The organism is Legionellales bacterium (genome assembly GCA_026125385.1).
GTDB lineage: Bacteria > Pseudomonadota > Gammaproteobacteria > JAHCLG01 > JAHCLG01 > JAHCLG01.
Window position 1 is genome coordinate 14,204 of the sequence record JAHCLG010000016.1, and the last position, 20,273, is coordinate 34,476.

Annotated in this window: 18 protein-coding genes and 1 tRNA gene; 17 read left to right on the forward strand and 2 right to left on the reverse strand. The window is 38.9% G+C overall.

Annotated features, from left to right (window positions below; genetic code table 11):
• Nucleotide 1 precedes the first annotated feature (1 nt).
• From KIT27_07400 to KIT27_07460, 13 genes are all read left to right on the forward strand, one after another.
• Nucleotides 2–1,480, forward strand: coding sequence for an NAD(P)H-hydrate dehydratase (locus KIT27_07400; GenBank protein ID MCW5589477.1), 1,479 nt, complete (start codon nt 2–4; stop codon nt 1,478–1,480).
• 24 nt (nt 1,481–1,504) lie between these two features.
• A complete protein-coding gene (tsaE, locus tag KIT27_07405; GenBank protein MCW5589478.1) occupies nt 1,505–1,954 on the forward strand; it encodes a tRNA (adenosine(37)-N6)-threonylcarbamoyltransferase complex ATPase subunit type 1 TsaE in 450 nt (149 codons plus the stop codon).
• Nucleotides 1,955–2,004: 50 nt separating this feature from the next.
• Nucleotides 2,005–3,357 (forward strand): N-acetylmuramoyl-L-alanine amidase, encoded by a 1,353-nt coding sequence (locus tag KIT27_07410; GenBank protein MCW5589479.1) that lies wholly within the window; start codon nt 2,005–2,007, stop codon nt 3,355–3,357.
• Nucleotides 3,358–3,366: 9 nt separating this feature from the next.
• Nucleotides 3,367–5,106, forward strand: a complete 1,740-nt coding sequence (gene mutL / locus KIT27_07415; protein ID MCW5589480.1) for a DNA mismatch repair endonuclease MutL — start codon at nt 3,367–3,369, stop codon at nt 5,104–5,106.
• 29 nt (nt 5,107–5,135) lie between these two features.
• On the forward strand, nt 5,136–6,059 hold the full coding sequence (gene miaA, locus KIT27_07420) for a tRNA (adenosine(37)-N6)-dimethylallyltransferase MiaA (protein ID MCW5589481.1): 924 nt from the start codon (nt 5,136–5,138) through the stop codon (nt 6,057–6,059).
• Nucleotides 6,060–6,275: 216 nt separating this feature from the next.
• Nucleotides 6,276–6,527, forward strand: coding sequence for an RNA chaperone Hfq (gene hfq, locus KIT27_07425; GenBank protein ID MCW5589482.1), 252 nt, complete (start codon nt 6,276–6,278; stop codon nt 6,525–6,527).
• A gap of 14 nt (nt 6,528–6,541) precedes the next feature.
• Complete coding sequence (gene hflX, locus KIT27_07430) at nt 6,542–7,807, forward strand: GTPase HflX (GenBank protein MCW5589483.1); 1,266 nt, start codon at nt 6,542–6,544, stop codon at nt 7,805–7,807.
• 140 nt (nt 7,808–7,947) lie between these two features.
• Nucleotides 7,948–9,327, forward strand: coding sequence for a protease modulator HflK (locus KIT27_07435; GenBank protein MCW5589484.1), 1,380 nt, complete (start codon nt 7,948–7,950; stop codon nt 9,325–9,327).
• On the forward strand, nt 9,328–10,254 hold the full coding sequence (locus KIT27_07440) for a protease modulator HflC (protein MCW5589485.1): 927 nt from the start codon (nt 9,328–9,330) through the stop codon (nt 10,252–10,254).
• Complete coding sequence (locus KIT27_07445; GenBank protein MCW5589486.1) at nt 10,254–10,451, forward strand: DUF2065 domain-containing protein; 198 nt, start codon at nt 10,254–10,256, stop codon at nt 10,449–10,451. The genes KIT27_07440 and KIT27_07445 overlap by 1 nt, the downstream gene beginning before the upstream one ends.
• Before the next feature lie 18 nt (nt 10,452–10,469).
• Nucleotides 10,470–11,765 carry an adenylosuccinate synthase gene (locus tag KIT27_07450; GenBank protein MCW5589487.1) on the forward strand — a complete coding sequence of 432 codons (1,296 nt, stop codon included), beginning with the start codon at nt 10,470–10,472 and terminating at the stop codon, nt 11,763–11,765.
• A gap of 326 nt (nt 11,766–12,091) precedes the next feature.
• Nucleotides 12,092–13,024: a patatin-like phospholipase family protein gene (locus KIT27_07455; GenBank protein MCW5589488.1), complete on the forward strand. Its 933-nt coding sequence runs from the start codon at nt 12,092–12,094 to the stop codon at nt 13,022–13,024.
• 155 nt (nt 13,025–13,179) lie between these two features.
• Nucleotides 13,180–13,566, forward strand: coding sequence for a hypothetical protein (locus KIT27_07460; GenBank protein ID MCW5589489.1), 387 nt, complete (start codon nt 13,180–13,182; stop codon nt 13,564–13,566).
• Nucleotides 13,567–13,774: 208 nt separating this feature from the next.
• Here the strand turns inward: KIT27_07460 and KIT27_07465 are convergent, their stop codons facing one another.
• Entirely contained in the window at nt 13,775–14,407 is a 633-nt protein-coding gene (locus KIT27_07465) for a hypothetical protein (GenBank protein ID MCW5589490.1), read from the reverse strand.
• Nucleotides 14,408–14,888: 481 nt separating this feature from the next.
• Here KIT27_07465 and KIT27_07470 point away from each other — a divergent pair, with 481 nt between their 5' ends.
• The 3 genes from KIT27_07470 (at nt 14,889) to KIT27_07480 (ending at nt 19,281) form a co-directional block, all read left to right on the forward strand.
• On the forward strand, nt 14,889–15,083 hold the full coding sequence (locus tag KIT27_07470) for a hypothetical protein (GenBank protein MCW5589491.1): 195 nt from the start codon (nt 14,889–14,891) through the stop codon (nt 15,081–15,083).
• 84 nt (nt 15,084–15,167) lie between these two features.
• Nucleotides 15,168–15,626, forward strand: a complete 459-nt coding sequence (locus tag KIT27_07475; protein MCW5589492.1) for a hypothetical protein — start codon at nt 15,168–15,170, stop codon at nt 15,624–15,626.
• A 226-nt stretch (nt 15,627–15,852) separates the two neighbouring features.
• Nucleotides 15,853–19,281: a VCBS domain-containing protein gene (locus KIT27_07480; GenBank protein MCW5589493.1), complete on the forward strand. Its 3,429-nt coding sequence runs from the start codon at nt 15,853–15,855 to the stop codon at nt 19,279–19,281.
• A gap of 256 nt (nt 19,282–19,537) precedes the next feature.
• Here the strand turns inward: KIT27_07480 and KIT27_07485 are convergent.
• A tRNA-Leu gene (locus tag KIT27_07485) sits at nt 19,538–19,624 on the reverse strand.
• Nucleotides 19,625–19,746: 122 nt separating this feature from the next.
• On the opposite strand from KIT27_07485, the gene KIT27_07490 reads away from it, so the two are divergent.
• On the forward strand, nt 19,747–20,265 hold the full coding sequence (locus tag KIT27_07490; GenBank protein MCW5589494.1) for a hypothetical protein: 519 nt from the start codon (nt 19,747–19,749) through the stop codon (nt 20,263–20,265).
• The last annotated feature ends 8 nt before the right edge of the window (nt 20,266–20,273 follow it).

Consider the following 20,273-nt stretch of genomic DNA (forward strand, 5'->3'; position numbering starts at 1 on the left):
GGTGACGACACACATCGATAATGGAATATATACCACAACCGCTATTCGCGAATTTGAGCATCGTGCGGTCGGTGAATATGGATTAACTGAATTTTCTATGATGCAACATGCGGGTGAAGCGGCCTGGCAAGTATTAAAAACCGAGTGGCCGCAGGCCAAAAAAATTAAAGTGATTTGTGGTAAAGGCAATAACGGCGGCGATGGTTATATTCTGGCAAGCTTAGCGTCATTAGCAGGTCTCGACGTAGAGGTATTTTATTTAGGCGAACCGAGTCAACTTACTGCGGTTGCTCAGTTAGCATGGCAATCCGCAGAACGCGCTCACGTCTTATTGACGCCTTGGCATAGCAATGCCGATTTGCAATGTGATGTCATAGTCGATGCGATGTTAGGTATTGGTTTAACGAACACCATAAATTCAGAAGTCGCGGTTATAATCGAGAAAATTAATCAAGCCAATAGACCTGTTCTAGCCATCGATGTGCCTTCAGGTTTAATTGCGGATACGGGGAGCATTGCCGGAAATTCAGTGATTGCCACACATACCATAACCTTTATTGGCCTGAAATTAGGTTTAGTCACAGGGGACGGTGTGAGTGTGAGTGGAAAAATCAGCGTCGATAAAATTAATATGCCAGAAAGTTTATATCATAAAATTGCCCCTTTTTCACAGCGAGTGGTTCTCGATGACTTTCAGTCCTATTTAGTTCCCAGACTTCGTAATGCCCATAAAGGAAATTTTGGCCATGTTTTAATCGTAGGTGGCGATGAAGGTATGGCGGGTGCGGTTATCTTGAGTGCTGAAGCAGCATTGCGAGCAGGTGCAGGTTTAGTGAGTGTGGCAACGCGTCCTGAACACGTGAATGCGGTGGTAGCGCATCGACCAGAAATCATGGCTCATGGGATCAGTTCGAGCGAACAACTTGCACCGCTTTTATCCCGTGCGACGGTGATTGCCATAGGCCCAGGACTGGGTCAACAGTCATGGGGGAAATCGTTATGGCAAGCGGTATTGAAAACTCAGTTGCCGCTGATTGTTGATGCTGATGCTCTTAATTTATTAGCACTCGCACCTAGCACGCGCGCCAATTGGATTTTAACGCCACATCCTGGAGAATTAGCGCGTTTGAATCATTGTGATGTTCAACACATTCAGCAAAATCGCTGGCAACAGTTACACGCAGCGTGCGAGCGCTACCAAGGTGTGCTGGTATTAAAAGGGGCGGGTACATTAATCATGAGCCAAGAAAAACTACACTCCGTCTGTGGCGAGGGCAATCCTGGTATGGCTTCGGCGGGTATGGGCGATGTGTTAACCGGTGTGATAGCTGCATTGATAGCGCAAGGTTTTCCTTTAGCCTTAAGTGCACAAATTGGCGTGTGCGCGCATGCCAGAGCCGGTGATATCGCAGCAAGGCTAGGTCAGCGCGGTTTAATTGCCAGCGATGTGATTCAAACCTTAATTCAAGTCATGCACTAAATTAAAAGGGAATGCTAATCAAACATGAAATTTTCTTTACAAGTCAATTCACCCGAGCAAATGTCAGCCGTTGCTGGATTATTAGCCGTGCCTGGAATCGAACGGGTATTAATTTTTTTGCATGGTGACTTAGGCGCCGGTAAAACCACCTTTGTGCGCGGATTATTAGCGGGTTTTCGTTATAAGGGGAATGTGCCGAGTCCGACGTATACTTTGGTAGAATCGTATTCATTAAAAAATAATACGCTTCACCATTTCGATTTATATCGCATTCACGATCCAGAAGAATTATATTTTATTGGCATTGATGACTATATTGCTCGAGGATGGAGTTGCGTGGAGTGGCCAGAAAAAGCTGAAGGGGCATTAGGCCAGCCAGATTTAGAGATCCGATTTGAGATTCAGGGAGATATTCGCAAATTACACTTTGAATCGCACACAGAAATTGGCCGTGATTTGTTGCAGTTGCTATAATGCCGGGCGTGGGCGCGCTTTAAGGAGAGCAGTGGTTGAAAAATCCAAGGTTGATTGTCTCGGCGGTTGTGCTGGGATGCTTGTTATTGTGCTGGCAGACAATAGCACGGGCAGTAGAAATTACGCGTTTGCGTGCTTCGCACGATAATCAGCGTACGCGGTTAGTGCTCGATTTTTCTGGCCCTATTCCTGATTATAAAACGTTTACGCTGCGCGATCCCGAACGCGTTATTATTGATTTACCTGCAACGCAATTCACCTTGCGTCCCCCGCGTAAACTCTTAAAAAATACCATTGTAGATGATATTCGTATCGGCCAGAATCAACATCATTTACGCTTAGTATTTGACTTATTGCAAGCGGCTACACCTACATTTTTTAAATTATCACCACAAGGCACTTATGGGCATCGTCTCGTTATCGATCTGGCGATTAATCATCCTCCTTCAAGTATTGCAAAACCCGCTACCACACAACCTCCGAAAACAATTACGCAAAAACCGAATTTAGTACCCGAGGTGGTATTACCTCATAACACTCAATCACGTCCTGTGATTGTGGTCATCGACCCGGGACATGGTGGAAAAGATCCAGGTGCCACTGGGCCAAATGGGGTGCGCGAAAAAGATGTGGTGTTAGCCATTGCTCGATATTTAAAAGCGATATTAAATAACATGCCTGGATTTAAAGCAGAATTAACTCGTAAAAGTGATTACTACATTACCTTGCGTGATCGTTTGCGTTTAGCACGTCAAGATCAAGCGGATATTTTTGTTTCTATTCACGCTGATGCCTTTGTTCATGCACGCTCACGAGGAGCTTCGGTATTTGCACTTTCAGAGCGAGGAGCGAGTAGTGAAGCTGCGCGTTGGCTTGCCGAAAAAGAAAACTATTCAGAATTAGGCGGTGTTAATTTAGCGAATAAAGGCGATTTATTGCGCAGTGTTTTACTCGATTTATCGCAAACTGCAACCATTAATTCCAGTTTAAGATTGGGAGCAACGGTATTACATCAACTGGATAGAATTACCAGTTTACATCATTCTCGAGTTGAACAAGCGCGTTTTGTCGTATTAAAATCCCCCGATATTCCTTCGATTTTAATTGAAACTGGATTTATTTCTAATCCATTCGAAGAAAGACGGTTAAGTAGTAGAAGTTATCAACAACAATTAGCGAATGCGGTAGCTCAAGGGGTAAAAGGTTATTTCCTAAAACACCCGCCATTAGGGTCGTATTTTGCTACATTAAAACAAAATATTCGCTATATCGTTAAACGAGGAGATAGTTTATCGAAGCTTGCAGTTCAATATCAGGTAAGCCAAGATCAACTCATTTCCTATAATAAATTATCCAGTAGGCAATTGCGGGTAGGACAAGTGCTCATGATCCCTGGAAAATAAAGGACTGTTATGCAAATTCGAGTGTTAGATAAATTAGTCGCTAATCAAATTGCGGCGGGTGAAGTTGTCGAAAGACCTTATTCGGTGGTAAAAGAATTAGTGGAAAATGCCATCGATAGCGGCGCGAAACGTATTGAAATTGATATTGAGCGCGGTGGCTTGCGATTAATTCGGGTGCGTGATAATGGTTGTGGCATACCCAAAGAAGATTTACCGAACGCGTTAGCGCGTCATGCTACCAGCAAAATTCGCAAAACCGATGATTTACGTGAAATTATGAGTTTAGGTTTTCGTGGTGAAGCCTTGGCAAGCATTGCTGCAGTGTCACGTTTAAGTTTAAGTTCGCGCATGGCAGGGCATCGCTCGGCTTGGCGTATTCAAGTGGAAGGAAACGATCAAGAGCCTTCATTAGTGCCCGTTGCTCACAACGATGGTACCACCGTGGAAGTGCGCGATTTGTTTTACAATACGCCCGCGCGGCGCAAATTTTTGCGTACCGAAAAAACGGAATTTAATCACATTGAAGAAATGATCCGTAAGTTAGCCTTGAGTCGTTTTGATATTGGAATTAGCTTTAAACACAATAAACGCAGTGTCTTTGAATTTAAACCGGCACACGATATTTTAAATAAAGAACAACGGTTAGCAAAATTATACGGTTCAAATTTTATGCGTCATGCGGTCGCGATTGATATGGAGCGCAATGGGTTGCAATTAACTGGATGGATTGCTGTGCCAGAGTTCACGCGCAATCAAGCCGATTTACAATCTTTTTTTGTTAATGCCCGAGTCATTAAAGATAAATTAATTTCTCATGCTATTCGTCAAGCCTATGGCGATAAATTAGCGGAAGGGCGTTATCCCGCTTATGCGTTATATTTAAATATCAATCCCGGTGAGGTTGATGTCAATGTTCATCCGACTAAACACGAAGTACGTTTTAGTGAAGCGCGTTTAGTTCACGATTTTATTACCAGTGCTATTCAAGAAGCATTAGCAAAATCCACAGAAGTCGTTAATTTAAAATTTGATTATGCGAATACGCAAACGGTACGCCCGGTTTCTCAGGACGATGATTACGCGCAATCGATACCCACGCAATCTCATCGACTTCACGAACCGAGTGAACCCTATTATTATCATGAAACGGCTGCGAATAAGTTATATGACTCTCCAGAAATTAAACCCGAGCCTGATTTAGCCAATGGACCTCTAGGACGTGCGCTTGCGCAAGTTCACGAAAAATATATTATTGCGGAAAATAGTGAAGGATTAATTTTATTAAATGTGGAGAAAGCACAGCAAATATTAATTTATCAACGATTGCTGAATCAATTTAATCAAAACGCTATTGTTGTTCAACCTCTATTAATCCCTGAAACCATTGCTGTTTCCGAAAAATTATTAAATAATTTTGATCACATTCAGACGGTATTTAATCAATATGGAATTGAAATAGATCGGTTAAATGAAGAAGCTATCGTACTAAGAAAATTACCCAAATTACTTCGCAATGCTAATTTTCGTGAATTATTAACGGCAGGCTTAGAGTTTATACAAACTAAAAAGCGTTTTAATGCTGAGAAAATAGTATACGAATTAGCACAACATGGCGTTAATAAACAACGTAATCGTTTATCTCCCCAAGAAATGAATATCTTATTGCGAGATATCGAAAAATTAGAAAATAAAAATAACGAGGGAATTTGGCAACAAATTTCACTCACGAATATGGCGAAGCTCTCTTGAAGTCAGAAAAAATAACCATTTTTTGTTTAATGGGCCCTACTGCCAGTGGGAAAAGTGATATTGCCGTGAATTTAGCGCAGGAATTTCCGTTAGAAATTGTGAGCGTGGATTCGGCGATGGTTTATCGGACTATGAATATTGGTACAGCCAAACCCGATAATGAAACTTTAGCTCAAATTCCTCATTATCTCATCGATGTCTGCGATCCCAGCCAAGCGTATTCTGCGGCGCAATTTCGTGAGGATGCTGTTCTTGCGATTGAAAAAATTTTTCGCCATAAAAAGATTCCCTTATTAGTGGGTGGAACCATGCTGTATTATCGCATTCTGCAGCAAGGTATCGCCGTCTTACCCGAGGCAGAACCTCAACTCCGCCAAGCAATCGATCATAAAGCCCAAAAAGTAGGATGGACGGCACTGCATGAAGAATTAACGAAAATCGATCCTCAGTCGGCAAAAAGAATACATCCTAACGATCCGCAACGCTTGCAGCGCGCCCTGGAAGTATTTTATTTAACTGGCAAACCCTTGAGTGATTATTTTTTTCAACAGCCACCGAATGATTTACCCTATCAATTTTTTAATATTGGATTAATCCCAGAAGATCGTAAATTTTTACATCAAAGCATCGAGAATCGTTTTTTGCAGATGCTAAAAATGGGATTTATTGAAGAGGTGGAAAAGCTGCGAGCACGTGAAGATTTACATCTCGATTTACCGGCAATGCGTGCAGTGGGATATCGTCAAATTTGGCAATATTTAGACGGTGTTTATTCTTATAATGAAATGTGTCAGAAGGGTATTGTCGCCACTCGACAACTGGCAAAGCGGCAATTAACGTGGTTAAGAAATTGGCCAGAATTGCACGCTGTTAATAGCGATAATGCGGATAAAACTCATTTGGTTTTTAAATTAGTGAGTGAACGCATTGCATCCTTGCTTACTTTAATTTAAGCAATAAAAAAATGACAAGTTAATTGCTTATTTTAAATAAGGCATGATAGACTAGGCAGCCTTAATTTGCGGTGTTTTGGGCGCGACAAGAGCCTGTTTAAAATTTCTGATGATAGGCTAAATCTGTAGCATTTTAAACCTAAGAAATTTTAAACAGGCTCTAAGCAAACCGCAGTGTTTTAATGTTGATAACGAATAAGGGAAGGAGAACAAACGATGTCAAGAGGGCAGAGCTTACAAGACCCTTTTTTAAATGCACTACGCAAAGAAAAAATTCCGGTGTCGATTTATTTGGTCAATGGTATTAAGTTACAAGGACAAGTCGAATCATTCGATCAATTCGTGGTGTTATTAAGAAATACTGTTAACCAAATGGTGTATAAACATGCTATTTCCACTATCGTTCCAGCGCGCAATGTCAAAATGGCGCCAATGCCTGGTGACGAAGACGGTGGTAATATTATTTAGTTGTTAGGTAAACTTTGTTAGACAGACCCATCACTAATAGTAATCGCTGTATTTTGGTTTACGTTGTTGTGAGTCAGCAAGACGAACAACCTGGCGAGAAAGAAGAGTTTCAATTATTAGCGCAAGCCGCTGGTGCTGAAATTCCATCACTGATTAGTGCAAAACGACCTCGGCCTGATGCCCGTTATTTTGTGGGTCTTGGCAAAGTCGAAGAAATTAAACAAGCTCTGCAATCCTCAGGCGCAGAGCTTGTGATTATTAATCAAACCTTATCACCTGCTCAAGAACGCAATCTCGAAACCGCGTTGCAAGCACGCGTACTCGATCGCACGGGTTTAATCTTAGATATTTTCGCGCAACGTGCCCGTTCATTTGCTGGTAAACTGCAAGTTGAATTAGCCCAACTGCATCATTTATCCACTCGCTTAGTGCGTGGTTGGTCGCATTTAGAGCGTCAAAAAGGTGGAATTGGTTTACGAGGGCCAGGCGAAACCCAGCTTGAAACCGATAGACGTTTGGTGAAAGGCAGAATTCTTCATATTCAAAAACGTTTAGAAAAAGTAAAAATGCAACGCGAATTAGCGCGGGCGAAACGTGTGCGTCATGCGGTGCCTACGGTTGCCTTGGTGGGCTATACCAATGCGGGAAAATCTACCTTATTTAATAGCTTAGTGGATGCCAATGTCTTCGCTGCCGATCAATTATTTGCAACGCTCGATCCCACACTACGACGATTATTTTTACCGCCCGTCGGCGAAATTGTTTTAGCCGATACCGTCGGATTTATTCGCGATTTACCGCATAATCTTATTGAAGCATTTCATGCCACACTAGAAGAAACGCGCGAAGCCGATCTGTTACTTCATGTCATTGATAGCGCTGCGGATGAACGTCATTTACACGCCGACCAAGTGAAGAAAGTATTAAAACAAATTCATGCGGATAAAGTGCCTTGTATTGAAGTGTATAATAAAATCGATCGACTTCCCAACGCTGAACCACGGATTGAACGCACGGAAAATGGTATTATTCAACGCGTGAATATTTCGGCACATTATCATCTTGGTATCGATTTATTACGCCAGGCGATTGCTGAACGCTTGGCTCACGATTATATTGTTAAAAAAATTATTTTACTCCCGCAAGAAGCGAAATTACGTGCAGAGTTATATCATCTTGGTGCAATTGTTAGCGAGAGTATCGATGAAACGGGCAATTTTTTATTATCCATTCGCTTAGCAAAACCCGAATATCAACGGTTATTCGCTCATCATCAGTAATGAATTTTTTTATTACACACAATGTCAGAATAAAATTTTTCCACAAAGCTATTCGACAAAAAACAATTTAATCAGTACTATAACAGTCGCGCTCTTAATTGCGCGATGACTATAAACCCACAACAGCGAGGTTGTTGCTTATGCCTTGGAATGAGCCTGGCAAGGACAAAGATGAAAAAGACGATAATGACGTTAAACAACGCGATCCCTGGAAACGCCAACCGAATAAATCATCCGATGGTTTACCCGATTTAGAAGAAGCGTTGCGTAAATTCGTGAAAAAATTCTCCGGCAAATCTTCCGGATCTCGTGGCAGTTCATCGGGTGGTAATTTTTCAGGTAATTTTACCTTAAGTCTCAAACCTATTGTGGCGATTCTCGGTGTGATTTTATTAGTGTGGGTTTTAGCGGGGATCTATATTGTCGGCCCTGCACAACAAGCCGTAGTGTTACGTTTTGGGCGCTACTTAACCACAGAAGGCCCAGGCCCTCACTGGCTAGCGCGTTTTTTTGAAACCAAAGAAGTATTGAATGTTAAACAAATTAGCACCTTAGAATATCCGGCAGAAGTGCTCACGCGCGACACCTATATGGTGAGTGTGAAATTAGCGGTGTTATATCGCATTGCCGATCCAGAAAAATATTTATTCAACGTAGTCGATCCTGTGGGGACTTTAAAGCAAGCAACGGCTGCGGCAGTACGTCAAGTGGTGGGGCGAGTGAAGCTCAATACGGTATTGCCTGTAGAAAATGTTCCTTTAGACGTTAATTTAACATTACCCGATGATAATGAAACTGTGGAAACGGCAGCGCCTGAAAAAATGGAACACTTAGCAAAAGTCGATCCGCAAAAATTACACGACTTAATTCGCGATGAAATTGCGAGTACGTTAAAAAATTCGATGAAAGCTTACAACACCGGTTTAATCATTACCGATGTTAACTTGCAGCACGTTAAGCCTCCGCAAGAAGGTAATGTTTCCGAAGCATATGACGATGCAAACAGCGCACGCGAAGACAAAAAACGGATCATCAACCAAGCTCGCGCTTACAGTGCCGATGTCTTGCCCAAGGCACGAGGAGAGGCAGCACGGATTGTGCAACTTGCTAAAGCGGATCGCGATAAAATTATTTTAAACGCACAAGGTGGTGTCGCAGCATTTAATGCGATTTTACCGGAATATGAAAAATCGCCCCAAGTCACACGCGAGCGTTTATATCTAAGTACCATTGAATCGGTATTAAATCACAGTTCTAAATTGCTTGTAGACACTAAAGGCAGCAATGTATTGTATTTGCCACTGGCGCAACTCATGCAAGAACAAAATTTATCAAGCAATAAAAACCTACAAACCATTAAACTGCCTCCAGAACAAACGGCTGGGGATATACCCTTGCGTTTAGATCAGCAAACCGCTGCTGCGCAAAATAATCCAACACAAATGGCAAGCAATAACTCATCCAATTATCGTCGCGGTAATTCACCCTCTGGACGCAATCAAACTCGGGAGATACGCTAAATGACCCCAGCCAAAACATTTAGTATTTTATTCGCATTTATTGTTTTACTCTTAATTGCTTCGAGTATTTATACTGTTCAGCAAGGACAAGCGGGAATGATTTCACGGCTCGGTAAAATTCGTGAAGTTACTCCCAATGAGCCAAAAATATTCGGCCCTGGTCTTCATTTTAAAATGCCGTTTGTTGATCAACTACTCACATTTGATACGCGTATCCAAACGAATGTCGCAAAATCATCGCGCATGTATATCGAAAACGATACCTATTTTCAGGTCGACTATTATGTCAAATGGCGGATTGTTAATTTAGCGAAATTCTATACATCCGTTAGTGGTAAAATTAGTAATGCTGAAAGTTTGATGGAAAATAAAATTAATAATTCGATGCGTGCAGATTTTAAATCGCGTTCATTAACTGATATTGTGGCCTTGGATCGTGAAGATATCATGCAGCGTTTGCGTAGTGAGGTATCAGACAGTGTGAAAGATCTAGGCATTGAAATTGTCGATTTACGCTTAACATCGTTAGATCTACCGGATGCTGTGAAAAAAGCCTTATTTCAAAGTATGATTGCTCGTTGGGAAACGGTTGCCAATAAAAATCGTGCGGATGGTGAACGTCAAGCCGCAGAAATTCGTGCTGAAGCCGACGGTGAACGTATCCAGATTATTGCCACCGCACAACGCGAAGTAAAAGAGTTGCAAGCATTTGGTTTAGCGAAAGCTTCAGAAATTTATGCGGATGCCTTTCAAAAAGATCCACAGTTTTATTCTTTTTATCGGAGTATGACTGCATATCAGGATATTTTCGATAATGCGAAAAATATGCTAATTTTAAGCCCAGATGGCGATTTCTTTAAATATTTTAATAATATTAATGGATCGTTAAAAGCGGAAGCGCCATCAAAAAAGCATAGTGGTGCCTGATGGATATTTGGCGTGTTTTATTAGGAGCCTTTGCTTTATTTTTAATTGCAGAGGCTTTATATCCTTTAATTGCCCCTTTACAATGGCGTAATCATTTGCGTAAATTAGCGGAACTTGATTTACACACTATTCGTAAAATTGCATTCATCGTGTTTTTAACGGGCGCGGTGATTTGGATTATTGTATTTCATATTTAATTTGGTTGAGAATCTATTATGGGAAAAAGTATTGTTATTTTAGGAAGCCAATGGGGCGATGAAGGCAAAGGTAAAATTGTCGATTTAATCACCGATAAAGCGCACGCTGTGGTGCGTTTTCAAGGTGGTCATAATGCCGGTCACACATTAGTCAATAACGGCGAAAAAACAGCACTACGATTAATTCCATCAGGAATTTTGCGGGCGCATGCTCAATGTTTTATTGGTAATGGCGTTGTCGTTTCTCCACAAACGCTGTGTGAAGAAATTCAAAATCTCGAAAATAAAGGCGTTGCCGTTAAAAATCGATTATTTGTTAGTGAATCATGTCCTTTACTCATGCCTTATCATGCCGCACTCGATAAAGCACGTGAAAATGCCCGCGGTAAAAATGCTATTGGAACTACTGGTAAAGGCATTGGTCCTGCCTATGAAGATAAAGTAGCTCGCCGAGGGTTGCGTTTAGGTTATTTGCATTACCCGCAACAATTACGCGAGCAATTAATCGAAATTGTCGATTATCATAATTTTATGTTAAAAAATTATTATGGCTTGGATACCTTCGATGTCGAAGCTCTTTTAGAAGAATTAAATGGTTATGCTGAAATCATTAAACCGATGATCGTTAATGTGCCTGAAAAAATTTTGGAGCTTTACCAAAACGGTGAAAATATATTATTTGAAGGCGCGCAGGGCACTTTATTAGATATTGATCATGGCACTTATCCTTTTGTGACCTCTTCAAATACCACGGTAGGAGCAGTTTGCACCGGTAGTGGTTTTGGTCCACGCAATATCGATGAAATTTTAGGGATCGCCAAAGCGTATACCACGCGAGTAGGTTCAGGGCCTTTTTTAACTGAATTATCCGACTCTATTGGCGAGCGCATGCGTGAAAAAGGTCACGAATTTGGTACGGTAACAGGTCGTCCTCGTCGTTGTGGATGGTTAGATATTGTAATTTTACGACGTGTTGCCCGCTTGAATTCATTTACCTCATTGGCGTTAACTAAACTGGATGTGCTCGATGGTTTAGAAACAATAAAAATTTGTACCAGCTATCGTTCACCTCAGGGGGAAATTTTTTCACCCCCCATGGATGCGATTTTATTAAATCAATGTGAACCCATTTACGAAGAATTACCCGGCTGGCAAGAATCGACATTTGGGATACAAGATTACGAACAATTACCCCAAAATGCTAAAAATTATATTAAACGGATAGAAGAATTATTAGCGATCCCCATCGATTTAATTTCAACAGGCCCCGATCGTAAACAAACGATTTTGTTAAGAGATGTTTTTGAAAAATAGACTAATTTATCGCATTATTATGAGAATTAACTCCAACGGATGTGATGTTAATTCTTCATGCTTGGGTTAAACTCAAGGAGATGAAAATAGAATATGATGGTTTACAAAAAAATTGCTCTCTTAAATTTAATCATAATCCTCATTTTTTTTGTCTACTTTTTCAGCATTTTCTGTTTCAAAAAATATGAATTAGCACAAATAGAAAAATTTTATAAAGAACAGGAAGTTATTACTCATGCAAATAAGAAATTAGCCATTCCATTCGCTCTTTATGAAACAATATCTCCGCATAAGCCTATTACTATATTGGTATTAGAGGGAGGGGGGTGCAAGGCATTGCCAGTACGACTTTGCTGGAATATATAGAAAGAAAAACTGGTAAGCCCATCAGTGAATTATTTGATATCATTGCAGGAACTTCTATAGGTGCCTTGCAAGCAGTCAGTTTAACTGTATCCAATCAACATGATGCTCCACGTTACTCGGCGGCAGATTTAATGGCTATATTATCGAATAATTTTCAAAAAGATTTAAAAGTTAGCCTATGGCGAAGAGTTATTACTCTGAATGGTTTATTAATGCCACTTATTAATAATCAAGCAACGGTAGAAGATTTGCGTGAATATTTTGGCCAAATACAACTTAGTCAACTCTTGAGCAATGTGTTAATTTTTGGTTATGACATAAGACAACATAAAACTTTATTTTTTTATAATCGGATGCGCTCCAGCATTAAAGAAAATTTTTTAGTGTATCAATTACTAGGAGGGATCACAGCGATTCCTGGTGTTATGTATCCGCAACAAGTATATTCCTTAAACTCTGAGAAAAACTTTTTATTTTGTGATCCTACCTTGGTGATTAATAATCCGATTATGAGCGCATTGATTTATGCAAACAAATTATATCCCAAAAATCCTAAGATCTTAGTTTTTGTTGGTCTTGGCTACGAAAAACCACATGCTACTCAACATAAGGACTATGGATTACTGGCATCTTTAAAAGATTATATTGCGATGATATTCCGTAATCATAATGAATTATTGCATTTGTATATTGAAGAGTTAGGCGAAAATCAACTGTTAGGGTTGTCCAAACAGAATATTTTTTATTTGGATTATAAATTTCCTGTCGGCATTGGAAATCCACTAGATGCATCTCAACATAATATTAATGGGCTTCGTAAGACCGCATTAACTTTTATAAAAGAAAATAATAAACAGTTAAAAAATTTAATAAAAAGCTTGGGAAGTACTTAAGTTTATAATTTAATTTATAAAAAGGTTCATTCACTCATGCTTATAAGCTAGCAAAAAAACATAAATACCCTCTACAACAAATTTTTCAGATTTCAGGTTTATTAATTAATAAAGAATTTACTCAAAATACGCCAATTAATCGTACACGTGAGCGCATGGTAATGGTGCTAAAGCCAGATGTTTCGACAATATTAGTTTCTTATGGCAATTATGCGTGTGATAATACTATTAATCTTGCATTAGCTCTAAATCAAATAGCAAAATCTGTACAGGTAATATTCCTATGTGGATTAAATAAAGATTTAGAAAAAAAATTAATCCGCATAAAGACAAGTTATTATAAAATTGTTATAAGCTATTGTGATTCCACTATAAAATATTATCAGGTTGCTGATCTTTTCATTGGCAAACCTGGAGCCAGCTCTATTAGTGAAGCTCTACGGATGCGTTTACCTATGTTTTTAGAAATATATAATTTTGCCCTGCCAAATGAACGTTACAATGCTGAGTGGATTGTGGAAAATGGGCTTGGTTTTACTTAAAGAATTAATTAAATTGTTGAATGCGTTAGATCAAGCCCAGTTAGAGAAGCTTAAAAATACTATGTCACAGGTATCTGTCCAACCAGAAATTGAATTAATTGATATTTTTAAAAAAATTTAGTGAGAAATAAAAATATTTTCACGCCGTATTACTTAGGAAAATAATAAATAATTCCTCTTTGGGGCTTTTGCTAAGAACAATAATTTTTTAGGGTGAAGTTGGTCCTTCATTCTGAAAAGATTCTTGAACAGGATGATTATCGCCTTCTTTTTCTGATTCTGAATCACTACGATAGGGATTTGGTGGGTCAATAGCGACTTCATTGTGATGTGCAAACTGCTCACCGCTGGCTAATCCCTCATTTTCCGATACATTGGATTCTTTGCGATAGCTACGAAGTAAAATTACTAATAAGATGACAACACCGAAGACCCCACCTGAAATTAAAGATTCAAAAAGCCATGATATCTCACAGTCATGAGCATCCACAGCAACCGCAGCATTATTGATTGCAGCTTGTGTACCGGGAAGTAACGTGGTGGTATTTCCAAGTAATTTCAATATTGTTCCATGACAGGTTTTTGCTAAGGAAATCAGCGTCGCATTAAACGATAAGGTAATTGGATAACTAGAATCGGATATTGCTCCCAATACATTAAATCCCAAGGTATTAGTTATATAATTATTTAATTCTAGAAAAATATTTTTATCAGTCGCTTTAAGACACAACACGGCAAAAAGATTTTTCACGTAGAGTGTATTATTCAAGGATAATGAAGTAATACTCTGCAATATTGTATATATTTTCCAACCAGAAAAATTAATATTAATTGCAAACATTAAGAAACTCCTTTTCTTATTGTTAATTTTCTTAGATAGCAATAATTAAAATTATTTTTGTATCATACTAAACTTTATGAAAGTAAGGCAAATTTTATTTTATCATGTTAGTTGCTACATCAAATGAAAAATACGTCATCCAGCAGTATGACCGCGGGAGGACGCATCTGTCTCATTGGAATTCACCCAACTTCATGGACAAGTAGCTCTATAATATTCACGCTTGAATTTCAAATGTGTTAGGGGATAAATAATTTAAAAAGCTAGAGCGCCGAAAATTATTATAAAACGTTCGATATATTCAACCACAGCTATCTTAGCCTCTTCACGAGTTAACAAAGACTAAATTCAAGTGTGAAGAGTATAAGTCCATTCAACGCTGAAAAATATCGCACAACTCTTGAGCACTTATATTATTATTGCTTTAGAGAATTTTTTATTTGTGTTATGCTAAATTAAAACTAAAAACGAGGGTATTGTTATGTATACACAAAATCCTTCATCAAATTTAACGACCTTGTTTGATAAATATAATCCCAGCCTAAAAATCACGGGTGACCACAGCATAACCGTGAGAACAAAAAATTCATCAGGGCAATTTATTCAGCGCTATTTTGAAGCGAATAGTTTTTTTAAATTTTGTGCAGAGGTTATTGATAACTATCAAAATTACTAATTTGTGGGGATTGTAACCGCAGCCGTTTGCGACGGGTTACGTAAAAAGAATGATGCACTCAAGAAAAAAAATGAGAATGAATCAATGTGTGCCAGTGACTTAATTAATATCTTTGAAATTTTAGATAAAACCGAATTTTATAATAGATTGTTTCATTTAAATTGGGATGAGGATAAATGTTTATTTAAAAAATGGAGCGCACATTCAAATTGCCTAGATGAATTAAGTCCTAATCATTTATTTCTGATCACACCACAGCAATATGCGCACTATTTTATTGAGGAAAATTATCAAGAAATTAATCTTAATACCAATTTTTTTCGTGAATTAGCAAGCTCACGACCTCAGGATCCATTAACTCAATATATTAATAAATTTTTGCCAGCATCAATTATTTCACCTAGCGCAAATTACGATCTCTATTATTGGATCCAAATATTGAGCGCTACTGCCGAAAATGCAGAACATGAAAATGGTGAAATTGCAGATAATAGCACTACGCCATCACCGCTTCTTGCTAAACCACGCTCATCATCATTCTAAAAATTCAATGCAACGCAATTTGTTGACAACTTGGCACAGAAAACGCTTACGAAATTTTTATGCCAAGATCTTAAAAATATTTGTCATAGTTTTGTCATTCTCTTAATCGTCTTTTTGTGCATATTTCATTCCTAAAAAATTATTGTTTTTTCAGGACAAATTTCATACAGCTGCTATTCTTAGAAAAGTAATTTGCAAACTAAGTCAGTACAGAGGGGAATTAGATATGTCGAATACATCCACTACGGGCGTCACCTTAAAAGTACTTAATAATACCAGCAATGAATTATTACGCGATCAAGAAGGTTATGTCGGCTACAATACGGCAATTTGTGCCTGTACCATCTGCGCTCAAGCGATCGATCCGACACTATATCAAGAATATCAAACGACGCCTAACACCGGCGATTATGCGCTGATGTTTATGAACGAATATAATGCTGTGACCACCCATGAAGGTAATGATGCAATTGCACTTTATAACAGTAATAACATTGCCTATGTGGGCATGGGCAGCGATTCTATTTCAAGCTTTGGCGATAATAATAAATTATATGCGGAAGCAGGCGATGATAAACTCTATCACACCGGCAATAACAGTATTATCGATGCAGGCAGTGGCAATGATTATATTTCCGTTAAAGGTGATTTAAATCTTTTATATGGATTAAGCGGTAATGATCAAATTATTTTAACCGGTAATCAAAATATGGTTAGTGGTGGTGAAGGTGATGATGATATTAAAGTGACGGGCGCTAATAATTTTATTCAAGATATCAGTGGTAATAATATTATTTATGTGAGAGGTGATGAAAACACGATTACCAGTGGTGAAGGCAACGATACGATTACCGTATTAGGCAATAATAATCAATTATTAATTCATGGCGGTGTTAATTCATTTTCAATTGCCGGTAATAACAATACGACGGATGTGTTAAGCGGAAATAATAATTTTTCTCTTTCTGGCAATAATCATCAATTGAACACGGGTGCTGGAATTGATACGGTAGGTTTTAATGGCGATAATTCCATTTTTTCACTTAATGACGGTAATGATACTATGAATTTCCGTGGAAATAATAATATCGTTCATGCCGGAAATGGTAATGATAAAATTCAATTTAATGGTTCGCAATATAATACCATTCATGCGGATAGTGGTGATGATACGATTACTGTGCTCAGCAGCAGTCATAACAACATGATTTATGGCGGCGATGGTAACGATCGAATTACGATGATGGGTAAAAATAATACTGCCGATGGTGGTGCCGGCAACGACACTATTTACGGTGGTTCGTATACCGATATTATGGTGTATCATTATGGCGAAAATATCGGTGCTCAAGATTTATATGACGCAAAAGGTGGCAGCGACATTTTACGTTTTTATTTTACTGATACGGAATTAAACCAACTCGCCACCACGTATTCTTATGCCAATGCTGAACAATATTCAGCAGCATTATCCAACTATTTTCACAGTAATTTAGGAAAATCACTCGATTTTAACCAATTTGGTTTTAATTTGCGTGCCATCAGTTTTGAAAAATTAGAAATGAATGTGCAAGTTGAGCAACAACCGACAATCAGTGCGAAAGCAGATTCTTTTAGCTTAACCGAAGATCAATCACCGTTTACTTTAAATGTATTAGCCAATGATGTGATCCAAGGTTCGAGCGTGACCATTACTCAAATTAATAATATTACGGTGACAATAGGCCACATAGTCACCTTAGCATCGGGCGTGAGTGTCTGGCTTGATAATCAGGGTAATTTACAATTTGATACCCATGATTTATTTCAAGCGCTGGGTAATAATGAATCGGCATCAATTACTTTTAATTACACCATGAGTGATCAAATTAATTCAAGTTCAGCACAAGTTAGCATTACGGTGAATGGGATCAATGATAATCCCGTTGCCATGAATGATGCTTTTCAAACCGCTGAAAATAGTATTATTCACGGTAATTTATTTGCCAATAATGGATTTGGTGTGGATTTTGATGTGGAAAATCATGCGTTCAAAATTACCGAAGTCAATGGCGTTGCGATCGGAGCGCAAACCACGATTACGCTAGCTTCAGGTGCCATTTTGACGATTAGTGACAATGGTAATTTTACGTATAACACCAATAATCAATTTGGTTATTTAAATGACGGGCAATCAATCCTTGAGCAATTTACGTATAAAGTTACCGACGAACAAGGTGGTGTGAGTAATTTAGCGCAAGCTGAAATTACTATTCATGGTGAAACCATTATTCCCACCATGTTAGTGAGCGATGCTTCCGTTGTGGAAGGCGCGCACGGCCAAAGTCGTTTTCTACAATTTCACATTAGTTTATCAAATGCAAATCATGAAGGTGTTTCCGTTAATTTTGCCACCAGTAATGGTACCGCAAGCGCTGTGATTGAATCCGATTACATTCATAAAAATGGCACGATATTTTTTAATCCGGGTGAATTAACCAAAACCGTAGAAATTGAAGTGCTAGGTGATAATAAATTTGAAAGCAATGAGACTTTGAATTTTAATTTATTTAATGTAATGGGCGCGACTTTAGTTGATAATTTAGGTATTGGTACCATTATTAACGACGATGTGGCTTCAACCGATCCTTTAGCCATGCCCATTTTAAATAGTAATGTTGATGCAAAATATACGATATTTTTAGATTTTAATGGTGGGCAAACCAACAATGCTTGGGGTAATTTTTATTCCGAAGCTTATAGTAAAGACTCCAATTACAATGCCTTTAGTGCCAGTGAATTAGCGGACATTATTAATGTGTGGGGCAGAGTCAGCGAAGATTTTCGGCCGTTTGATGTGAATATAACAACGGATCAATCAGTCTATGATAATACGCCCACCTCCCAACGACTGATGGCGATGATCACCAGCAGTGAACGAGGAGAAACAGCAGGTGGGGTTGCTGCACTAAATGTAATGCATATTGAAAATTATAAACCAGCCTGGGTCTTTAGCGATAATTTACAAAATAATGCGCGCTATATTGCAGAAGCTACGTCACATGAATTAGGTCACAACTTAGGTTTATATCATGATGGCTTACTGACTTCTTCAGGGACTTTGCAAACGGCGTATTATACTGGACATGGCAGCGGTCATGGTTGGGCGCCCATCATGGGAGTTGGTTACTATCAACAATTAACGCAATGGAGCAAAGGCGAGTATACCAATGCTCATAATAAGCAAGATGATCTCGCGGTGATTTCTTCAAAATTAGGTTACGCTGCTGATGATCATGGAAATACTTTAGAATTAGCTAGCTTGCTCAATCTCGGCGTGGGTTTAGCCGCAGAAGGCGTCATTGAACAAAATACCGATGTGGATGTCTTTAAATTTACCGCCAGTGATAGTTTCAAATTATCAGTCAATCCATTAGCTGTGGGCGCCAATTTAGATGTCATGGCCACCTTAAAAGATGCTACAGGCGCCATATTGGCACAATCAAATCCTGTCAATCAATTAAGTTGGGATTTGATTTTTAATACCGGATCAACAGAAGCACAAACATTTTATTTAGAAGTTGATGGCGGTGGCCAGGGTAATCCGCTTACCACCGGTTATACAGATTATGGATCATTAGGTTATTACAGTGTTAGTTTAGAAAATCTCGCGTAAGAGATTATTCAAAATTTCCGATCTACACTTCGCACGTCAAATGTTACCCACATCATGGCGTGCGATGGGAATATATTTTTCATGCTTTAATTTAGCGCCTTACTTAAAATCTAAGAGCCTGTTCAAAGTCTTCAATCTTGGTCATAAGCTGCCGATTTTCTGTGCTCCGGCGCTCAAAAATCGAAACTCTCTGACTCAAGCTTGGAGACTTTGAACAGGCTCTAATCATTTTGAATATAAATCTTAAGAGTTAATTTGGTGCCGAGAAGAGGACTTGAACCTCCACGGAGTTTCCCCCACTAGTACCTGAAACTAGCGTGTCTACCAATTTCACCATCTCGGCATAAATTTATTTTTTTGTATATTGATGTGCAAAAAAATCTAGATTATTTCTTGAATACGTATCAAAATACTGCTCATTAAGATAAACCATCACCCCTAACTAAGTCAATTTTTGGAGGATTTATGGGTAAATTTATTTTTACAACCGTTGCGGGATTGTTACTGACTACCACCGTCTTTGCTGTTTCATCACACCCCTCAACAACAGGGCAGAAGTGCCATTCGGCTGAGGTTAAATTTCAGGGGAATTATATTCAATTAAATTCAACAAACGCTGAGAATTCTCGCACTCATCTTTATTTATTGCACAATACTAGCGATAAATCCTTTACATTTGATCACCCAATGACTCATACTGGCGCCAGTGCTGGCTGGGCATCCAATCTTAAACCCAATTTTTGGTCTGCCATTGTGGTCAATAAACCTAATTTTCAACTCAGCTGTAATGCCTCTTCAACGGCAACTGAGAAGAAAGATCACGCAGAATTAAGTTGTAAAGAAATGGTTAAAGTGTGTGAATTAACCACCGTTAAAATTCCAGACTCGCAAGCAGGAACCTATTGGTATGCTGAAAACCAATCTTATCAATCGCTACTGAGTGCAATCGAAAAACGCTTGCAACAACCGGCACAACCCCATTAATTGAACAG